Annotated in this window: 16 protein-coding genes; 10 read left to right on the top strand and 6 right to left on the bottom strand. The window is 67.0% G+C overall.

Annotated features, from left to right (window positions below; genetic code table 11):
- Nucleotides 1-22: 22 nt before the first annotated feature.
- Together ACAG24_RS17455 and ACAG24_RS17450 are read left to right on the top strand one after the other, a co-directional pair.
- Entirely contained in the window at nt 23-793 is a 771-nt protein-coding gene (locus ACAG24_RS17455) for an SDR family NAD(P)-dependent oxidoreductase (protein ID WP_370473942.1), read from the top strand.
- A 44-nt stretch (nt 794-837) separates the two neighbouring features.
- Nucleotides 838-1,659 (top strand): BtpA/SgcQ family protein, encoded by an 822-nt coding sequence (locus ACAG24_RS17450; RefSeq protein ID WP_370473941.1) that lies wholly within the window; start codon nt 838-840, stop codon nt 1,657-1,659.
- Here ACAG24_RS17450 and ACAG24_RS17445 read toward each other — a convergent pair whose 3' ends face one another.
- Nucleotides 1,660-2,142, bottom strand: a complete 483-nt coding sequence (locus tag ACAG24_RS17445) for a winged helix-turn-helix transcriptional regulator (RefSeq protein WP_370473940.1) — start codon at nt 2,140-2,142, stop codon at nt 1,660-1,662.
- 97 nt (nt 2,143-2,239) lie between these two features.
- On the opposite strand from ACAG24_RS17445, the gene ACAG24_RS17440 reads away from it, so the two are divergent.
- Nucleotides 2,240-3,424: a thiolase family protein gene (locus ACAG24_RS17440; RefSeq protein ID WP_370473939.1), complete on the top strand. Its 1,185-nt coding sequence runs from the start codon at nt 2,240-2,242 to the stop codon at nt 3,422-3,424.
- Nucleotides 3,425-3,477: 53 nt separating this feature from the next.
- Here the strand turns inward: ACAG24_RS17440 and ACAG24_RS17435 are convergent, their stop codons facing one another.
- Together ACAG24_RS17435 and aspS are read right to left on the bottom strand one after the other, a co-directional pair.
- Nucleotides 3,478-3,939: a nitroreductase family deazaflavin-dependent oxidoreductase gene (locus ACAG24_RS17435; RefSeq protein WP_370473938.1), complete on the bottom strand. Its 462-nt coding sequence runs from the start codon at nt 3,937-3,939 to the stop codon at nt 3,478-3,480.
- The gene (gene aspS / locus ACAG24_RS17430) at nt 3,932-5,719 is read right to left on the bottom strand and encodes an aspartate--tRNA ligase (protein ID WP_370473937.1); all 1,788 of its coding nucleotides are present in this window, start codon (nt 5,717-5,719) and stop codon (nt 3,932-3,934) included. The genes ACAG24_RS17435 and aspS overlap by 8 nt, the downstream gene beginning before the upstream one ends.
- 99 nt (nt 5,720-5,818) lie before the next feature.
- On the opposite strand from aspS, the gene ACAG24_RS17425 reads away from it, so the two are divergent.
- Nucleotides 5,819-6,322, top strand: coding sequence for an SRPBCC family protein (locus tag ACAG24_RS17425; RefSeq protein WP_370473936.1), 504 nt, complete (start codon nt 5,819-5,821; stop codon nt 6,320-6,322).
- Here the strand turns inward: ACAG24_RS17425 and ACAG24_RS17420 are convergent.
- Entirely contained in the window at nt 6,319-7,986 is a 1,668-nt protein-coding gene (locus ACAG24_RS17420; protein WP_370473935.1) for a carboxylesterase/lipase family protein, read from the bottom strand. The genes ACAG24_RS17425 and ACAG24_RS17420 overlap by 4 nt on opposite strands.
- On the opposite strand from ACAG24_RS17420, the gene ypfJ reads away from it, so the two are divergent.
- Nucleotides 7,907-8,797: a KPN_02809 family neutral zinc metallopeptidase gene (gene ypfJ, locus ACAG24_RS17415; protein WP_370473934.1), complete on the top strand. Its 891-nt coding sequence runs from the start codon at nt 7,907-7,909 to the stop codon at nt 8,795-8,797. The two genes, ACAG24_RS17420 and ypfJ, sit on opposite strands and share 80 nt — an antisense overlap.
- Nucleotides 8,790-10,418, top strand: a complete 1,629-nt coding sequence (locus ACAG24_RS17410; RefSeq protein WP_370473933.1) for a DUF885 domain-containing protein — start codon at nt 8,790-8,792, stop codon at nt 10,416-10,418. The genes ypfJ and ACAG24_RS17410 overlap by 8 nt, the downstream gene beginning before the upstream one ends.
- Here ACAG24_RS17410 and ACAG24_RS17405 read toward each other — a convergent pair.
- Entirely contained in the window at nt 10,415-11,287 is an 873-nt protein-coding gene (locus tag ACAG24_RS17405) for an acyl-CoA thioesterase (RefSeq protein WP_370473932.1), read from the bottom strand. The two genes, ACAG24_RS17410 and ACAG24_RS17405, sit on opposite strands and share 4 nt — an antisense overlap.
- 111 nt (nt 11,288-11,398) lie before the next feature.
- On the opposite strand from ACAG24_RS17405, the gene ACAG24_RS17400 reads away from it, so the two are divergent.
- From ACAG24_RS17400 to ACAG24_RS17385, 4 genes are all read left to right on the top strand, one after another.
- Nucleotides 11,399-12,025: a TetR/AcrR family transcriptional regulator gene (locus tag ACAG24_RS17400; protein WP_370473931.1), complete on the top strand. Its 627-nt coding sequence runs from the start codon at nt 11,399-11,401 to the stop codon at nt 12,023-12,025.
- 119 nt (nt 12,026-12,144) lie between these two features.
- Complete coding sequence (locus ACAG24_RS17395; protein ID WP_370473930.1) at nt 12,145-13,374, top strand: amidohydrolase family protein; 1,230 nt, start codon at nt 12,145-12,147, stop codon at nt 13,372-13,374.
- 17 nt (nt 13,375-13,391) lie between these two features.
- On the top strand, nt 13,392-14,528 hold the full coding sequence (locus ACAG24_RS17390; protein WP_370473929.1) for an acyl-CoA dehydrogenase family protein: 1,137 nt from the start codon (nt 13,392-13,394) through the stop codon (nt 14,526-14,528).
- On the top strand, nt 14,525-15,799 hold the full coding sequence (locus tag ACAG24_RS17385) for an acyl-CoA dehydrogenase family protein (RefSeq protein WP_370473928.1): 1,275 nt from the start codon (nt 14,525-14,527) through the stop codon (nt 15,797-15,799). The genes ACAG24_RS17390 and ACAG24_RS17385 overlap by 4 nt, the downstream gene beginning before the upstream one ends.
- 7 nt (nt 15,800-15,806) lie before the next feature.
- Here the strand turns inward: ACAG24_RS17385 and ACAG24_RS17380 are convergent, their stop codons facing one another.
- Nucleotides 15,807-16,823, bottom strand: coding sequence for an Rv2578c family radical SAM protein (locus ACAG24_RS17380; protein ID WP_370473927.1), 1,017 nt, complete (start codon nt 16,821-16,823; stop codon nt 15,807-15,809).
- Nucleotides 16,824-16,880 lie beyond the last annotated feature (57 nt).

Genomic DNA, 16,880 nt, shown 5'->3' with positions numbered 1-16,880 from the left:
CAGAGAGGAACACGAGCTACAGATGACGAGAACTGTCGTGGTGACCGGCGCGGGCTCCGGTATCGGGCGGGCCATCGCCACCACACTGGCGCAACGGGATTGGCGGGTCATCGTCACCGATGTCGACGACACCGCGGCGCGCGAGGTCGCCGCGGGTCTGCCGAATACGTCCGCGGGACACGAGCCCGCGCAACTGGACGTCACCTCCCCGGAAGCCGCGGCCCGGGTGGCCTCCGACGTTGCTCGGCGATTCGGTCTCGATGCGTGGGTCAGCAATGCCGGCATCTCGTTCATGCACCGCTTCCTCGACGCCCCGGTCGAACGCTATGAGCAGACGATGGACGTCAACCTCAAAGGCGTGTTCGTCTGCGGGCAGGCCGCCGCCCGCGAGATGGTGCGGTCCGGCGTGGCGGGCGCCATCGTCAACACGGCCTCCATGGCGGGCAAGCAGGGTCGCGTGCCGTACCTGGCCGATTACGTCGCGTCCAAGTTCGGCGTGGTGGGGCTGACCCAGGCGATGGCCTACGAACTCGGCGAACACCACATCACGGTCAACTGCGTGTGCCCGGGATTCGTCGAGACCCCCATGCAGTCAAGGGAATTGGAGTGGGAGGCCGAACTGCGCGGCACCACCGGAGACAACGTGCGGGCCATGATGATCGCCGACACCCCGCTGGGCAGGCTCGAGCAGCCCGACGACGTGGCCCGCGCCGTGGCCTTCCTGCTCTCCGACGACGCCCGTTTCATCACCGGCGAAGCGCTGGCCGTCAACGGCGGCGCGTACATGGACTGACGCGGCAGCCGCCCCCAAATTTCCTGTTAGAGAAAGGCACACGAGTGACCACCACCTGGCTCGACGAGGTCTTCAACGTCACGAAGCCCGTCATCGCCATGCTCCACCTGTCCGCGCTGCCTGGCGATCCCGGCTTCGACTCCGCAGGCGGCATCGCCGCGGTCGTCGCCCGCGCCCGCACCGAACTCGAAGCGCTGCAGAGCGGCGGCGTCGACGGCGTCATGATCAGCAACGAGTTCAGCTTGCCGTACCTGACGAAAACCGAACCGATCACGGCGATCACGATGGCGCGCATCATCGGCGAACTGCTTCCCGACATCTCGGTCCCCTACGGCGTGAACGTGCTGTGGGACGGCCGCGCATCGATCGACCTCGCGGTGGCCACCGGCGCGAAGTTCGTCCGCGAGATCTTCACCGGCGTCTATGCCAGCGACTTCGGATTGTGGAACACCAACGTCGGCGAGGTGGCACGCCACCGCGCCCGTGTCGGCGGATCGAATGTGAAGCTGCTCTTCAACATCGTCCCCGAGTCCGCCACCTACCTCGCCGACCGCGACCTGGCTTCCATCACCCGGACCACGGTGTTCGCCACCCTCCCCGACGCGATCTGCGTCTCGGGCGCCACCGCTGGCGCTCCGACGGATACCGAGGCGCTGCGAATCGTCAAATCCGCCGCAGGCCAGGTGCCGGTCTTCGTCAACACCGGTGTGCGGGCCGAGAACGTGGCGACCCAGCTCGGTGTCGCCGACGGCGCGGTGGTCGGCACCTATTTCAAGAAGGACGGCCTGTTCGCCAACGCCGCGGAGAAGTCGCGGGTCGAAGAACTGATGGGTGCCGCCAGGGAGTTCCGCGCGTCGCTGGCGTGATCACCCGTCGTCGCGTCTGCGCCTGACGAGCCGGACACCGAGCTCGTCAGGCGGGACGTGATGCCCTTCGGCGCAGACGATCTCGACGCTCGCCTGCGCGCCACAGCCCAGGTGCGTCATCCGCAGCGGCGTGTCGTCGATGTGCTTGCGACCCCACTCGAACAAAGCGAACACCACCGGCATGAACTCCGTGCCCGCCTCGGTGAGGACGTACTCGTCGCGGGCCCGCTGTCCCGGTTCCTGATACGGGCGCTTGGTCAGCAGGCCCGCCTCGACGAGTTCGGACAGCCGCGCCGACGTCGCGGCCTTCGTGATGCCGACGCGGCGCGCGAAGTCGTCGAACCGGGTCGTGCCGTAGTAGGCCTCGCGCATCAGCAGCATCGCCGACTTGGTGCCGACCAGCGCCATCGTCTTCTCGATCGGGCACCGGCCGACTGCCGACCATGTGGTGCGGTCGGTCAGCGGCCCCTGCAGGACTGTCATGGACATCACTCCCCGGCTGGGTTGTTGTGACTAAACCTAGGTGTTACATCTAAGTATAGAGAGCAGTACTCAGCGACGAGTCATCGTAGGAGTAATCATGGCGCACTATTTAGACCGCGACGCCGTCATCGTCGGCGCGGTACGCACCCCTGTCGGCAAGGGCAAGGCCCGCGGCGCACTGCACGACGTGCTGCCCGCCGACCTGCTGGCGCACAGCCTGCGCGAACTCACGAAGCGCACCGGCGTCGACCCGGCCGAGATCGACGACGTCATCGCCGGCGCGGTCACCCAGGTCGGTGACCAGGCCGTCAACATCGCGCGCAATGCCCTGCTCGGAGCGGGCTTCCCCGAGACCGTGCCCGGCACCACCGTCGACCGGCAGTGCGGCAGCAGCCAGCAGGCGATCAGCTTCGCCGCCCAAGGTGTGCTGGCAGGCGCCTACGACATCGTGGTCGCCGCCGGCGTGGAATCGATGAGCCGGGTTCCGATGGGGTCCTCGGTGCTTCCCGGAAGCAATCCGTTCGGGCTCGACATGACGGCGCGCTACCCCGAAGGCCTGGTGGCCCAGGGCATCAGTGCCGAGCTGATCGCCGCGAAGTGGAACCTCTCGCGCACCCAACTCGACGAGTTCTCCGCCGAGAGCCACCAGAAGGCGGCCCGCGCCGCCAAGGACGGTCTCTTCGACAACGAACTCGCCCCGATCGCGGGCCTGGCCACCGACGAGATCGTCCGCCCCGACACCACGGTCGAGACGCTGGCGGGGCTGCGTCCTGCCTTCTTCAACGAGGCGATCGGCGCCCGCTTCCCGCAGATCGGGTGGCACATCACGCCGGGCAACTCGTCGCCCCTGTCGGATGGCAGCGCCGCGGTGATGATCACCAGCGGTGCGGCGGCCCGCAGGCTCGGCCTGCGCCCGCTCGCCCGCATCCACACCACCGTCGCGGTGGGCTCGGATCCGCTGTACATGCTGACAGGTGTCATCCCCGCAACGGAGAAGGTGCTGGCACGCTCGGGCCTGAAACTGTCCGACATCGACCTGTTCGAGGTCAACGAAGCGTTCGCCCCCGTCGTGCTGAGCTGGGCCCAGGACACCGGCGCAGACCTCGCGCGGACCAACGTCAACGGCGGCGCGATCGCGATCGGACACCCGCTCGGTGCCAGCGGCGCGCGGATCATGACCACGCTCGTCAACGCGTTGGAGCAGCGTGACGGGCGCTACGCGCTGCAGACGATGTGCGAAGGCGGGGGCATAGCCAACGCCACCATCATCGAACGGCTCTGACGCGGTGATTTCGGCGTGGTAATCGTCGCTCAGCGGCGAAAACCACGCCGAAATCACGCCCGCGTGAGCTCGAACAGCGGAATCGCCCGCGTCGTATTGGCCTGATACTCGGCGAAGACCGGCGCGAGCTCGGTCAGCTTCGGGTACGTCGCCTCCCGCTCGTCGTCCGGGAGTTCGCGGACGTCGACGTCATAGGCCTCGGTACCGACCTCGATGAAGGCCTTCGGGTTGGCGCGCAGATTGTGCACCCACGCCGGATGCTTGGGAGCACCCGCGTAGGACCCGACGATGATCATCTTGTCGTCGATCGTCAGGTACGCCAGCGGCGACAGCCGCGACTTGCCCGACTTGGCCCCTGTCGTGTGCAGGAGCAGCAGCGTGGCGCTTTCGAACGGACCGCCGACCTTGCCGCCGTTGGCACGGAATTCCTCGACGATGTTGCGGTTGAACTCGTCGAGTGCCGCCGTGTCTGAGACGAGCGCGGACTTGTCGACGCCATTTTCCTGTTCAGTCATTCTTCGAGCCGCCTTCCGTCTTGCCGGGTTTGGCGTCGATCCCAGATTCCTTGCGCTGCTGCGGCGTGATCGGCGCGGGCGCATCGGTGAGCGGGTCGACGCCGCCGCCGGACTTCGGGAAAGCGATCACCTCGCGGATCGAGTCGACGCCGGCGAGCAGCGCCACGATGCGATCCCAGCCGAAGGCGATGCCGCCGTGCGGAGGGGCGCCAAAGGCGAACGCGTCCAACAGGAATCCGAATTTCTCCTGAGCTTCGTCGTGGTCGATGCCCATCATCGCGAACACCCGCTCCTGAACGTCGCGGCGATGGATACGGATCGATCCGCCGCCGATCTCGTTGCCGTTGCAGACGATGTCGTACGCGTTGGACAGCGCGCTTGCGGGGTCGGAGTCGAACGTTGCCTCCGACTCGGGCGTCGGCGAGGTGAAGGCATGATGCATCGCCGTCCACGCACCCGAGCCGACGGCGACGTCCCCGGAGGCGGTCGCGTCGGCGGCGGGCTCGAACATCGGGAAGTCGACCACCCAGGTGAACGCCCACGCCTGCGGATCGATCATGTCGAGGCGTTTCGCGATCTCGATTCGGGTCGCACCGAGCAACGCCCTGGCCGCCCTCGCCGCCCCTGCGGAGAAGAACACGCAGTCGCCCGGCTTGGCCCCCACGTGTGCCGCCAGCCCGTCACGCTCGGCGTCCGAGAGGTTCTTCGCGACCGGTCCGCCGAGTTCGCCGTCGTCGCCGACCAACACATAGGCCAACCCCTTGTGGCCGCGCTGCTTGGCGAATTCCTGCCAGCCGTCGAGTGTGCGCCGCGGCTGCGACGCCCCGCCGGGCATGACGACGGCACCGACATAGTCGGACTGGAACACCCGGAAAGGTGTGTCCTTGAAGTACTCGGTGCACTCGACGAGCTCGAGGCCGAACCGCAGGTCGGGCTTGTCCGACCCGAACCGGCGCATCGCGTCGGCATAGCTGATCCGCGGCAGCGGCAGGGGCAGGTCGTAACCCACGAGCGCCCACAGCGCCCGCAGCACCTCTTCGGACACCGCGATGACGTCGTCGGCGTCGACGAAGCTCATCTCCATGTCCAGCTGGGTGAACTCGGGCTGGCGGTCAGCGCGGAAGTCCTCGTCGCGGTAGCAGCGCGCGATCTGGTAATAGCGCTCCATGCCTGCCACCATCAGCAGCTGCTTGAACAGCTGCGGGCTCTGCGGCAGCGCATAGAACGAACCGGGCTGCAGACGCGCGGGCACCAGGAAGTCACGGGCGCCTTCGGGCGTGGAGCGAGTCAGTGTCGGCGTCTCGATCTCGACGAACTCGTGCTGGGCCAGCACACTGCGCGCGGCAGCATTGACCTTGGAACGCAAGCGAATTGCGTGTCCCGGCCCTTCGCGGCGCAGGTCGAGGTAGCGGTACTTCAGGCGAGCTTCTTCGCCCGCCGTCTCGTCGAGCTGGAACGGCAGCGCGGCACTCTCCCCCAGCACCGTCAACGACGTCGCGTTGACCTCGACATCGCCGGTGGGGATATCGGGATTCGCATTTCCCTCGGGGCGGACCTCGACGACACCGGTGACGGCGACGCAGAACTCCGAGCGGAGGCGGTGCGCCTGGCTGAGCACCTCACCCTCGCGGAACACGACCTGGGAAACCCCGGACGCGTCGCGCAGGTCGATGAAGATGACGCCACCGTGGTCGCGACGGCGCGCCACCCAGCCCGCCAGCGTCACCGTCTGACCGGAATCGTCAGGACGCAATGAACCGGCGGTGCGGGTGCGCAGCACGAAGTACTCCTAGTTCGGCACGGAATGTCAGCTGATCAGTCTAGAGGGGCCGCGCGAGCAGTTTGCCGACGGCAGACCAACCACAATGGCCTAAAGTGTATGGCCATGCATGCTTGCGAGCGCGTCGGCCTGGATTTCGTCGACACCGCCCCGTACCGGTTCGTCAGCACCGTCGACCTGGCCATCACCCCCGAACAGCTATTCGAGGTCCTCGCCGACGAGACGTCCTGGCCGCACTGGGCCAGCGTCATCACCAACGTCACGTGGACGAGCGCCGAACCGCGGGGCATCGGCACCACCCGCACCGTCGACATGCGCGGCGGCATCACCGGCGACGAGGTTTTCCTGGCGTGGGAACCGTTCACGCGCATGGCGTTTCGTTTCAATGCGGCCAGTACGGGCAGTATCGCCGCGTTCGCCGAGGACTACCGTGTCGTCCCCACCGCCGAGGGGTGCCACCTCACCTGGATCATGGCGATGAAACCGAAAGGCCTAGCGGGACGGTTCGGCTTGCTGGCCGGCAGACCCATCATGGGCCGCATGTTCCAGGGCTTCCTGCACAACCTGCGGCGCTACACCGACGAACGTTTCGCGACCACCTAGTAGACGGCCGACCAAGCCGACCGCCGCAACTGGTCGGGGTCGGACGACATCACGTCGCGGGTGGAGGCGATCAGGCGCGTCATGCGTTTGGCAGTGTCGTAGCGCGGCCAGTGCTCGGCGTCCACGCCCTGGGTGTTCTTCGCGAAATCCAGCCAGGCGCGCTGCATCCGGCGTCCCACTCCGGGCTGGATCCGGCGGCCCAGCGGATGCAGCTTGCGCCCCACGAACGATGCGTAGCTGTGGTGGATGTGCACGATCTCGCTGCCGTGGGTCGCACCGAGACCGAGCATGCGCAAGCTCATCCCGAAGTGGTCGAACCGGTACATCCGCGTGGGCGCGTGCTCGGCGTACGCGTCGGCGAAGGCCCATGTCGGGCCGCCGAACATCGCATCGGACCCGAGGGCGACCAGCGCGCTCCGCCGTGGATAGCCCGGATATGCCTGTAGGACCGCCTGTTTGGCGTGCGGAGCCACCCGCGCGAAGTAGTTGTCGATCGACACCCGGGTGGTGGGCAGCATCGGCGGCTTCGTCCACGCGAACATGGACGCCTCGTGGCTGTTGGTGCCGATGATCAACGGCACCTGGGCGATGCTTGCTCGACGCGCCGCCTCCACCGGGTGCAGCGGCAACAGGTCGGTGCCGTGGGTGAGCCCGTAGGCCAGCGTCGGGGTGGTCCTGGTGCTTTTGAGCTGCAGAATGCCTGCAGCCCGCCTCAGCTGGCGCTGTGGGAGCGCCTTCAGCTCGCCGGCATCGACACCGAGGCGGCGCACGAACTCTTCGGCGTTGGCGGCGCGGAACTCGCGGTCGGCGATCAACGGCAGCGCCGGACTCTGCGCGATCGCGCGGTGGAACAAGCCGTTCGCCTCGGGGGTGGCCATCAAGGCCAGCACCGACGTCGCCCCTGCCGACTCGCCGAACACGGTGACCCGGTCAGGGTCGCCGCCGAAGGCCGCGATGTTGTCGCGCACCCAGCGCAGTGCGGCGATCTGGTCGCGCAACGCGAGGTTGTCGTCGAAGCCGTCGCCGAGGTCGCCCAGCTCGAACCCGCCGAACACACCGATCCGGTAGGTCACATTGACGACCACCACGTCGCCGTTGGCGGCCAGCCGCGACCCGTTGTAGAACTGGAACTGGCCGGCCCCGTAGACGAACGCTCCGCCCGGGATCCACACCATGACCGGCAACGACTTCGCGGTGTCCGGCGACCACACCGTCAACGTCAGGCACGCCTCATCGCGCGTCTTCGGATCGTCGCGCCCCCCGCCCACGAACGATTTCGCCTGCGGCGGCAGCGGTCCGTGCTCGATCGCGTCGCGCACACCGGTCCACGGGGTCAGCGGCTCGGGCGCCACGAAGCGCCGCAGGCCGATCGGCTGTTCGGCGTAGGGCACCCCGCGCCACACCCCGATGCCGCCCTCGGTGTCGCCGCGAAGGTCGCCGGACGGGGTGGACAGGATGGGGCGATCTCCGGCGACATCTCCCCCGATATCCCCCACGACGAAGGCCACATGCCGAATCCTAGTGTGCGAAGCTGACGGGGCCTGGGCGCCAGGCGGTGGGTTCGACTCAGATGGAGGTGGCGCGATGACCTTCAACGAAGGCATGCGGATCGACACCAGCACCACATCGACGAGCGGCGGCGGCCGCGGTCCGGGCCGCGGCATCGCTGTCGGCGGCGGCGTCGGCGGGTTGCTGATCGTGGTGGTGGCGCTGTTCCTCGGTGTCGACCCCAGCTCGGTGCTCTCCCAGCAGCCGATGGACACCCAGGGCGTCGAAACCCCGGGCTTCGATCTGAGCCAGTGCAAGACCGGTGAAGACGCCAACACCATCGTGCAGTGTCGCGTCGTGGCTACCGGCAACTCCCTCGACGGAGTGTGGGCCCAGTTGATGCCCGATTACACCCGACCCAAGGTCGAGATCTTCACCAACAGCGTGAACACCGGCGGCTGCGGTTCGGCGACCAGCGACGTCGGCCCCTTCTACTGCCCCCGCGATGAGACGGCCTACTTCGACACCGGCTTCTTCGACACGCTGGTCACCCAGTTCGGTTCCAGCGGTGGGCCGTTCGCCCAGGAGTACGTTGTCGCCCACGAGTTCGGTCACCACGTGCAGAACCTGCAGGGGGTTCTCGGCCGCGCGCAGCAGGACCCGACGGGACCGACCGGCGGCGGCGTGCGCACCGAACTGCAGGCCGACTGCTACGCCGGCGTGTGGGCACACCACGCCGCAATCACCAAGCAGGAAAGCACCGACGTTCCGTTCCTGGAACCGTTGACCGACAAGGACATCGCCGATGCGCTCTCCGCGGCGTCGGCTGTCGGCGACGATCGGATCCAGGAAGCGGCGACCGGCCGGGTGAACCCCGAGTCGTGGACGCACGGTTCGTCGGAACAACGGCAGAAGTGGTTCACCACCGGTTACCGGACGGGCGACCCGGCCCAGTGCGACACCTTCGCGACGAACAACCTTGGCTAGGCAGACCACCGCGGTCGATGCCGTCGCCGAGCGCTACCTGGACGTCTGGGCTGCTCTGGATCCCTGCGCGGCAACGGAATCGGGCATCGCCGGTCACGATGACGAGATCACCGACTACTCCCCCGACGGGGTGGCTGCGCGCGTCGATGCCGCCAAGTCCGCGCTGCGCGAACTCGACGCGGCCGAGCCTGCCGACGCGGCCGACGTCGTCACCGCCGCCGCGATGCGGGAGCGGCTCGGGGTTCTCGTGGACATGCACGACGCGGGCCTCGATGTCGGCGAACTGAACGTCATCGCCTCCCCGCTGCAGACGATGCGCGACGTCTTCGACCTGATGCCCACCGACACCGAGGACGACTGGGCCGTGTTCGGCCGGCGGCTCGCGCACATCCCGGAGCGAGTGGGAGATTACGCCGACGCTTTGCGGGCGGCCGCGAGGTCGGGGCATGCCCCGGCGGCCCGGCAGGTCCGCCGCGGAATCCAGCAGGCGGGGCAGATCGCCAACCTGTTCATCGGCATGGTCGCCGACGCCGCACCGGACAATCCTCTGCTCCACGCCGAACTCCGTGCGCATGCCGAGCACGCCGCGAACGCCTACGCATCGTTGACCACCGTGCTGCGCGACGAAATCGGTCCGCACGCACGCGATGTCGACGGGTGCGGACGCGACGCCTATGCGGTGCTGTCGCGGACCTTCCTCGGAGCGGCCGTCGATGTCGACGAGGCCTACGAGTGGGGTATGGGGCTGCTGGAGAGCATCGTCGCCGAACAGGCCGAGATCGCCGACAGGCTGTATCCGGGGGCATCGGCGGGCGAAGCGCTGCAACGGCTCGACACCGAGGAGCGCTATCTGATCCACGGCACGGACGCACTTCAGCGGTGGATGCAGGAGCTCTCCGACCGCGTCGTGGATGCGCTGGCCGACAAGCACTTCGACATCGCTCCCGAGTTGCGCAACCTGGAATGCCGCATAGCGCCCACGCAGACCGGCGGGATCTACTACACGGGCCCGTCAGAGGACCTGTCCCGCCCCGGCCGGATGTGGTGGTCGGTGCCGCCGGGCGTGCACACGTTCCACACGTGGCAGGAGATGACGACGGTGTTCCACGAAGGAGTGCCCGGACATCACCTGCAGATCGGCCGTGCCGTGGTGCTGGGCGACGAGCTCAACCGGTGGCGCAGGCTCGGGTGCTGGGTGTCCGGCCACGGCGAGGGCTGGGCGCTGTACGCCGAGCGTCTGATGGCCGAGCTAGGCTGGCTGGAGGACGCCGGCAACCGCATGGGAATGCTTGACGCCCAACGTTTCCGGGCTGCGCGGGTGGTCATCGACATCGGGGTGCACTGCGGGCTGACCGCACCCGACGGCGGGGTGTGGGATGCGGAGAAGGCGTGGACGTTCCTACAGACCCACAGCGCGATGGCCGAGGAGAACCTGCGCTTCGAACTCGACCGCTATTTGGGCTGGCCGGGTCAGGCACCGTCTTACGCGATCGGCCAACGCATCTGGCAGCAGTTGCGCGACGAGAGCCTGGCGCGGGGCGTGTCGCTCAAGGACTTTCACAGCCGGGCCCTCGACCTCGGTGGGCTGCCCCTGGATGTCTTGCGATCGGCGCTGGCCTAGAGTCGCGACTGTTCCTTGATGGCGGTGTCCGTCGTACGCAGCGGGCGGATCAGCGCATCCTGGGTGAACGACGCAAGCAGCTCGCCTTCCTCCGTGTGGACGGCACCACGCACGTAGGACATGCCGGCGCCGACCTGCGTGCTCTCATGGGTGTACAGCAGCCAACCGTCCCACGTGACGGGCTCGTGGAAACTGACCGACACCGTCATCGGCGCGGTCGAGACGGTGAGGTGCGCCTGGCTGGTCCCGATGCCCTCGTGCGCCCGCATGGTTGTCGAAATGCCAAGGTGGCCGGTGAAATACGCGATGAGCGCCTTCGCCAGGTCGTCACGGGACGGAATCGGGTCGTAATGCAGCCATGCGTACAATTCGGGGGGCCCGACCTCGTCGGGGCTGTTGACATCGACAACGTCGACCAGTCGGAGCTGACGGCCCGGCATCGGCATCGGCGACTCGTTCGCGTCGGCGGGCGCCGCGACGTCGGGCTTGGGCAGGTGATGGCGGATGACGTCGCCGGTGGGCACGTCGGCGAGAATCGTCGTGGTGATGCAGCGCTTGCCGTTCTGCCTGGCGGTCACGACGGCCGTTGCGGTGGAACGACCTTCGCTGACGACGTCGATCTCCAATTCCACCGGCCCCGCGGCGACCATGACGGCGCGGGCAAAAACCGCATACACCGACCGTATCGATTTCTCCGGAAAGCGTTTGGCTGCAGCCACAATCGACTGCGCTAGGACCTGGGTGCCCTCGACGACCTGGCGCTCGTCCTCACCGGCGGGGCCGGTCTGCGCCGTAAAAGTGTTCTCGCCTGCGGGTTCCGCATCGAACAGGTCGAGCAGTGCCTGGACCGTCCATTGCGCCTGTGTCATGTGTCCATCGCCTCCGTTGGGTGACCGTCGCAGGGAACAGTAACCGAGGTTCCCCCAAAGCGGTAACGTCATTACCATCAGGTGCCCGGGACAGGAAGGGATGGCGTGCCGATGACCGCGAAGGCTCAGCCGAATCCGACGGCCCGACGCGACGGCACCCAGCAGGAGTCTCGCGCCAATCGCTTCATGCGTTCTGCGCTGGACATTCTCGGCGAAACCGGCCGCACCGACTTCACCGTTCTCGAAGTCGTCGAGCGGTCCAAGACCTCGCTGCGGGCGTTCTACCAACACTTCGCCACCAAGGACGAGCTGCTACTCGCGCTCGTCGAGAAGATCATGGCCGATGCCACCGAGCGGTGGCGCGCCGAGACCGGCGCAATGTCCAGTGGCGACGCGTTACGTGTGCTCATCGAACGCATCAGCGCACCGGCCGAGTCGAGCACCCAGGACAGCATCAATCGCGGGTTGACCTATTACAACGACCACCTGTTGGAGACACGGCCCAAGGAGTTCGCCACGGTGCTCGCGCCGCTGCAGCGACTGATCGCCGAGATCCTGCGACGCGGCATCGCCGACGGCACGTTCCGGTCCGACCTCGACGTCGACACCGACGCCACGATCCTGATGCAGACGGTGCTGGGCACACTGCGCATGCGCGACCTCGGCGCCGAACTCAACGACATGCCCATCGAGGGAAGCCACGTTCACACCTTCTGCCTACGGGGCCTGGCACGCTAACCCCCTGAACTGCGTAAACATGTCCTAGCGTCGTTACACTGGGGCGTGGTAATGTCGTTACCACCAGCGGTAATGCCATTACCGTTTCGTGCAAATACGACGCGCCAGGAGAGCCCACCATGCCGTCACGCATCCTCGACTATCCGGTGTTCGACGCCGACAATCACTTCTACGAACCCAAGGAAGCGCTGACCAAGTTCCTGCCGGACAACCGCAAGGGCGTCATCGACTACATCGACGTGCACGGTCGCACCAAGATCATGGTGCGCAACCACATCAGCGACTACATCCCGAACCCGACGTTCGAGGTGGTCGCGCGGCCCGGCGCACAGGAGGAGTATTTCCGGCACGGCAGCGGCGGCAAGAGCTTCCGCGAGATCATGGGCCAGCCCATGAAGGCCATCCCCGCCTTCCGCAACCCGGAAGCGCGCCTTGAGGTGATGGACGGACTCGGCCTGGACTACACGCTGATGTTCCCCACGCTCGCCTCGCTGGTCGAAGAGCGCCTCAAAGACGACCCCGAACTCATCCACGACATCATCCATGCCCTCAACGAATGGATGTATGAGACTTGGCAATTCAACTACGAGGACCGCATCTTCTCGACACCGGTCATCACGTTGCCGATCGTCGACCGTGCGCTCGAAGAGCTCGAATGGTGCCTGGAGCGCGGGGCCAAGACCGTGCTGGTCCGGCCCGCGCCGGTGCCCGGCTTCCGCGGCACGCGGTCGTTCGGCACCGAAGAGTTCGACCCGTTCTGGGAGGCCTGCGGGAAAGCCGGCATCCCCGTGGCGATGCACGCGTCGGACAGCGGATACGCCGAGTACCTCAACGACTGGGAACCCGCCGACGAGTACCTGCCATTCAAGCCGACAGCATTCCGCATGGTGTCGATGGGCAAGCGTCCCATCGAGGACAGCATGGCCGCGCTGGTCTGCCACGGCGCGCTGACGCGCAACCCCGATCTGCGCATCCTGTCGATCGAGAATGGCGCATCCTGGGTGCCTTACCTGTTCCACCAGTTCGAGGACGTGTATTCCAAGATGCCGCAGGCATTTCCGGAGAACCCAGTCGAGGCGTTCAAGCGCGCCGTGTATGTCGCACCGTTCTGGGAGGACGATTTCAAGCAGATCTCCGAATTGTGCGGTATCGACCGCACGATCTTCGGCTCCGACTGGCCGCACCCCGAAGGCCTCGCCGACCCGATCAACCTGGTCTCCGATCTCGAGGCGCACGGACTCGATGCCGAGGGCGTCCGCAAGGTCATGGGCAAGAACATGGTGGACCTGTTCAAGGTCGAGAACAAGGTGGTCTACAAGCCCGACGTGCCCGCACTCGTCATCGCCTGAGAGGCAGAACAATTCGCATGACCGACGCGGTAAACCCCGAACAGCTGCTGTTCGCCTCGACCACCCAGACGTTCCTGGAGAAACAGGGCTCGCTCACCCACGTCCGGGGGCTGCACGCCTCCGAGGTGTCGTTCCAGCGCGACTGGTGGCAGCGGGCAGCGGAACTGGGGTGGACCAGCCTGCTCGTACCGGAGGAACTCGGAGGTGGCAGCGTCTCGGGAGACGGGGTCGCAGACCTCGCCCTCGTCGCCGAGCAGATCGGCCACACCGTCGCACCCGGTCCCCTGCATCCGGTCAGCGTGGTGCTCGCCGGACTCGCCGAGGCACCGGCCGGTCACGAAGAGTCCATCGAGGGCCTCATCTCCGGTGAGCTGATCGCCGCGTGGGCCGTATACGAGCCCAAACGCCCGTTCGCCCCGCTGATGGCCGAAACCACGGCCACCCGAACCGATTCCGGGTATCGGATCGACGGTGTCAAGGATCGCGTGGAAGCCGGCGCCGACGCGGACGCGGTGCTCGTCACCGCCACGTGCGACGGTGCGCTGCGCCAGTTCCTGGTGCCGACGGACACACCGGGAGTCACCGTGACGGCGCAGAAGTCCGTCGACATGGTGAAGCGTTACGCGCGTGTGCGATTCGACGGGGTGCAGGTCGCCGAGGCCGCGGCGGTGGGAACCGCCGAACAGACCGCGGCGATCGTCGAACGTCAGCGTCAGATCGCCCTGATCCTGCAGTGCGCCGAGATCGTCGGAATTCTCGACTCGGTGCTCGCGATGACCAACCAGTGGCTCTCGGACCGTCACAGCTTCGGCCGCCCGCTGGCGTCCTACCAAGCCCTCAAACACCGCGCGGCGGACATGAAGATGTGGTTCGAGGCGTGCCGCGGCACCACGGCGGCAGCGGTTGCGGCGGTCGCCCAACGCTCCGCCGACGCCGAGAAACTGGTCAGTGTCGCCAAAGCCTATGTGGCCGAACGTGCCCCGGTGATGTTGCAGGACTGCGTTCAGTTGCACGGTGGCATCGGTGTCACGTGGGAACACGATCTGCACCTTTACCTGCGGCGGGTGGCGTTGTACCGGGCCGTCTTCGGCTCACCGGAAGATCACCACCGCGTCGTCTATCAGCTGAGCAGGAAGGCAGAGGTTCCGGCATGACCGACACCGTCACCGCCACCAGGGCGACCGAGTCGGTCGCCGATTTCGCCGCCCGCGCACGCGCCTGGCTGGCCGAGAACATGCCCGCCATCGATCCCGACCATCCACCGTTCTCGGTGCGCGCCGAGCAGGCGTCCTGGGATCGCGCCAAGGAGCTCCAGAAGCGCCTGTACGAAGGCGGATTCGCCGGCATCTGCTTCCCGCGCGAATACGGCGGACTGGGCCTCGACCATGCCTACCAGCGTGCGTTCAACGCAGAATGCCGCCGCTACGAGATGCCGTTGATCCTGAATGTGCCGACCTTCACGATCTGCGCGGCGACCATCCTCGACGTGGGAAGCGAAGCCCAGAAGCGGGACCGCATCTCGGCCGCGATTCGCGGTGACGAGATCCTGGTCCAGCTGCTCAGCGAACCCAGCGGCGGCTCCGACCTCGCGGGTGTCATCACCCGCGCCGACCACCAGGACGGCAAGTGGATAATCAACGGCGCCAAGACCTGGAGCACGAGCGCATTCGCCGGTGACTACGGTCTGCTGCTGGCGCGCACCGACTGGACCGTGCCCAAGCACGAAGGCCTGACGATGTTCCTCGTGCCGTTGAACTCCCCCGGCATCACTATGCGCCGCATCAAGGAGGTCAACGGCAACGAAGAATTCTGCGAGGAGTTCTTCGACGGCCTCGAGCTCGGCGAAGACGCCGTCGTCGGCGAGGTGAACAAGGGGTGGGAGGTCGCCACCCGTCAGCTGCACCACGAACGCCGCGCGGTGGGCGGCGGATCGGAGTTCGCCAGCGGCACGGCCGCGGAGAACGCCAACGAGATGCCGCCCGATCACGTCGGGCTTGCCGAGGCCACGGGTCAGGGCGACGATCCGCGCGTCCAGGATCTCGCCGGCCGCGCGCTGACGCACCGGATCGTCAAAGAACAGCTGATCGACCACGTGTTCCATGCGATCGCCGACGGCTCACTGCCGCCGAACGCGGGCACGTTGATCCGCCTGTTCCACGCCGAGACCACGGAACTCGAAGTCGACACGGCGCTGGCCATCGCCGGCACCGCGGGCGTCATCGACGAAGGTTTCGAGGATGCCCCGGACCGCACCGAATTCGCCGAGATCGGTGTGCGGTATCTGTCCCGGCAGACCGGCTCTCTCGGCGGCGGCAGCTCCGAGATGGCACGCAACGTCATCGGTGAACGCATCCTCGGGTTCCCGCGTGAGGCGGCAGCCGACCGCGGTGTGCCGTTCAATCAGGTCAAGCGCAACAAGAGCTGAACGCGCCTTAGAACAGCGCCGGTTGAACCGACTGGGCGGCAGCCGGCGGCGCTGCCGGCGCCCCTCGGAAGGACCGACCGTCACGGGTCAGCCCGTGCTTGGCGATCAGCGGCGCCGCACGTTGGGCCAGCATCGCCCGGTAGTCCGCAGGCAGGTAGGCGCCCCGTCGGTACAGGTTGCGGTACTCGCCGACGAGATGGGGATACGCGCTTGCCAGCCAGTCCATGAACCAGCCGCGGGTACTGCCCCGCAGGTGCAGCCTGAACACCGTGACGCTGGTTGCCCCCGCGGCGGCAATTCGCCCCAGTAGGTCGTCGAGATGCTCGACGGAGTCGGTGAGCCGCGGCAGCACCGGCGCGACCATGACGTGGCAGTCCAGGCCCGCTTCGCGGATCGCGGCGATCAAACCCAGCCGCGCCTGGGGCGACGGCGTTCCCGGTTCGACCCGGCCGTGAAGCTCCGGATCTCCCACCGCCAGCGATACGGCGACGCTGACGTCGACCCGGCGGCCCACCTCGGTGAGCAGCGGAAGGTCCCGGCGCAGCATCGTGCCCTTGGTCAGGATGGAGAACGGCGTCCCGGAATCGGCGAGGGCGCCGATGATGCCGGGCATCAGCGCGTAGCGACCCTCGGCGCGTTGATAGGGGTCCGTATTCGTGCCCAGCGCAACGGTTTCCCGCGTCCACGACGGCTTGTGCAGTTCACGCCGAAGGACGTCGGCGACGTTCGTCTTGACGACCACTTCGCTGTCGAAGTCCCGGCCGGCGTCGAAATCGAGATATTCGTGTGTGGGCCGGGCGAAGCAGTACCGGCACGCGTGTGAGCAACCGCGGTAGCCGTTTACGGTGTACTTGAACGGGAGCATCGACGCGGCGGGAATCTTGTTCAGCGCCGACTTGCAGAGCACCTCGTGGAACGTGATTCCTTCGAACTGCGGGGTCCGGACGCTCCGGATCAAGCCGATACGCTGCAGCCCGGGCAGCGCGCCGTCGTCGACGTCGATGCCTTGGCCTGCCCAGCGCATAAGCTATGCGAACATATGTTCGACATGCTGTCAAGCGACCCGCTGTAAAATCGCAGC

This window comes from Mycobacterium bulgaricum, assembly GCF_041287165.2.
GTDB classification, from domain to species: domain Bacteria; phylum Actinomycetota; class Actinomycetes; order Mycobacteriales; family Mycobacteriaceae; genus Mycobacterium; species Mycobacterium bulgaricum.
The sequence above is the reverse complement of the archived record's forward strand: the minus strand, read 5'-3'. Positions and strand labels throughout refer to the sequence as shown.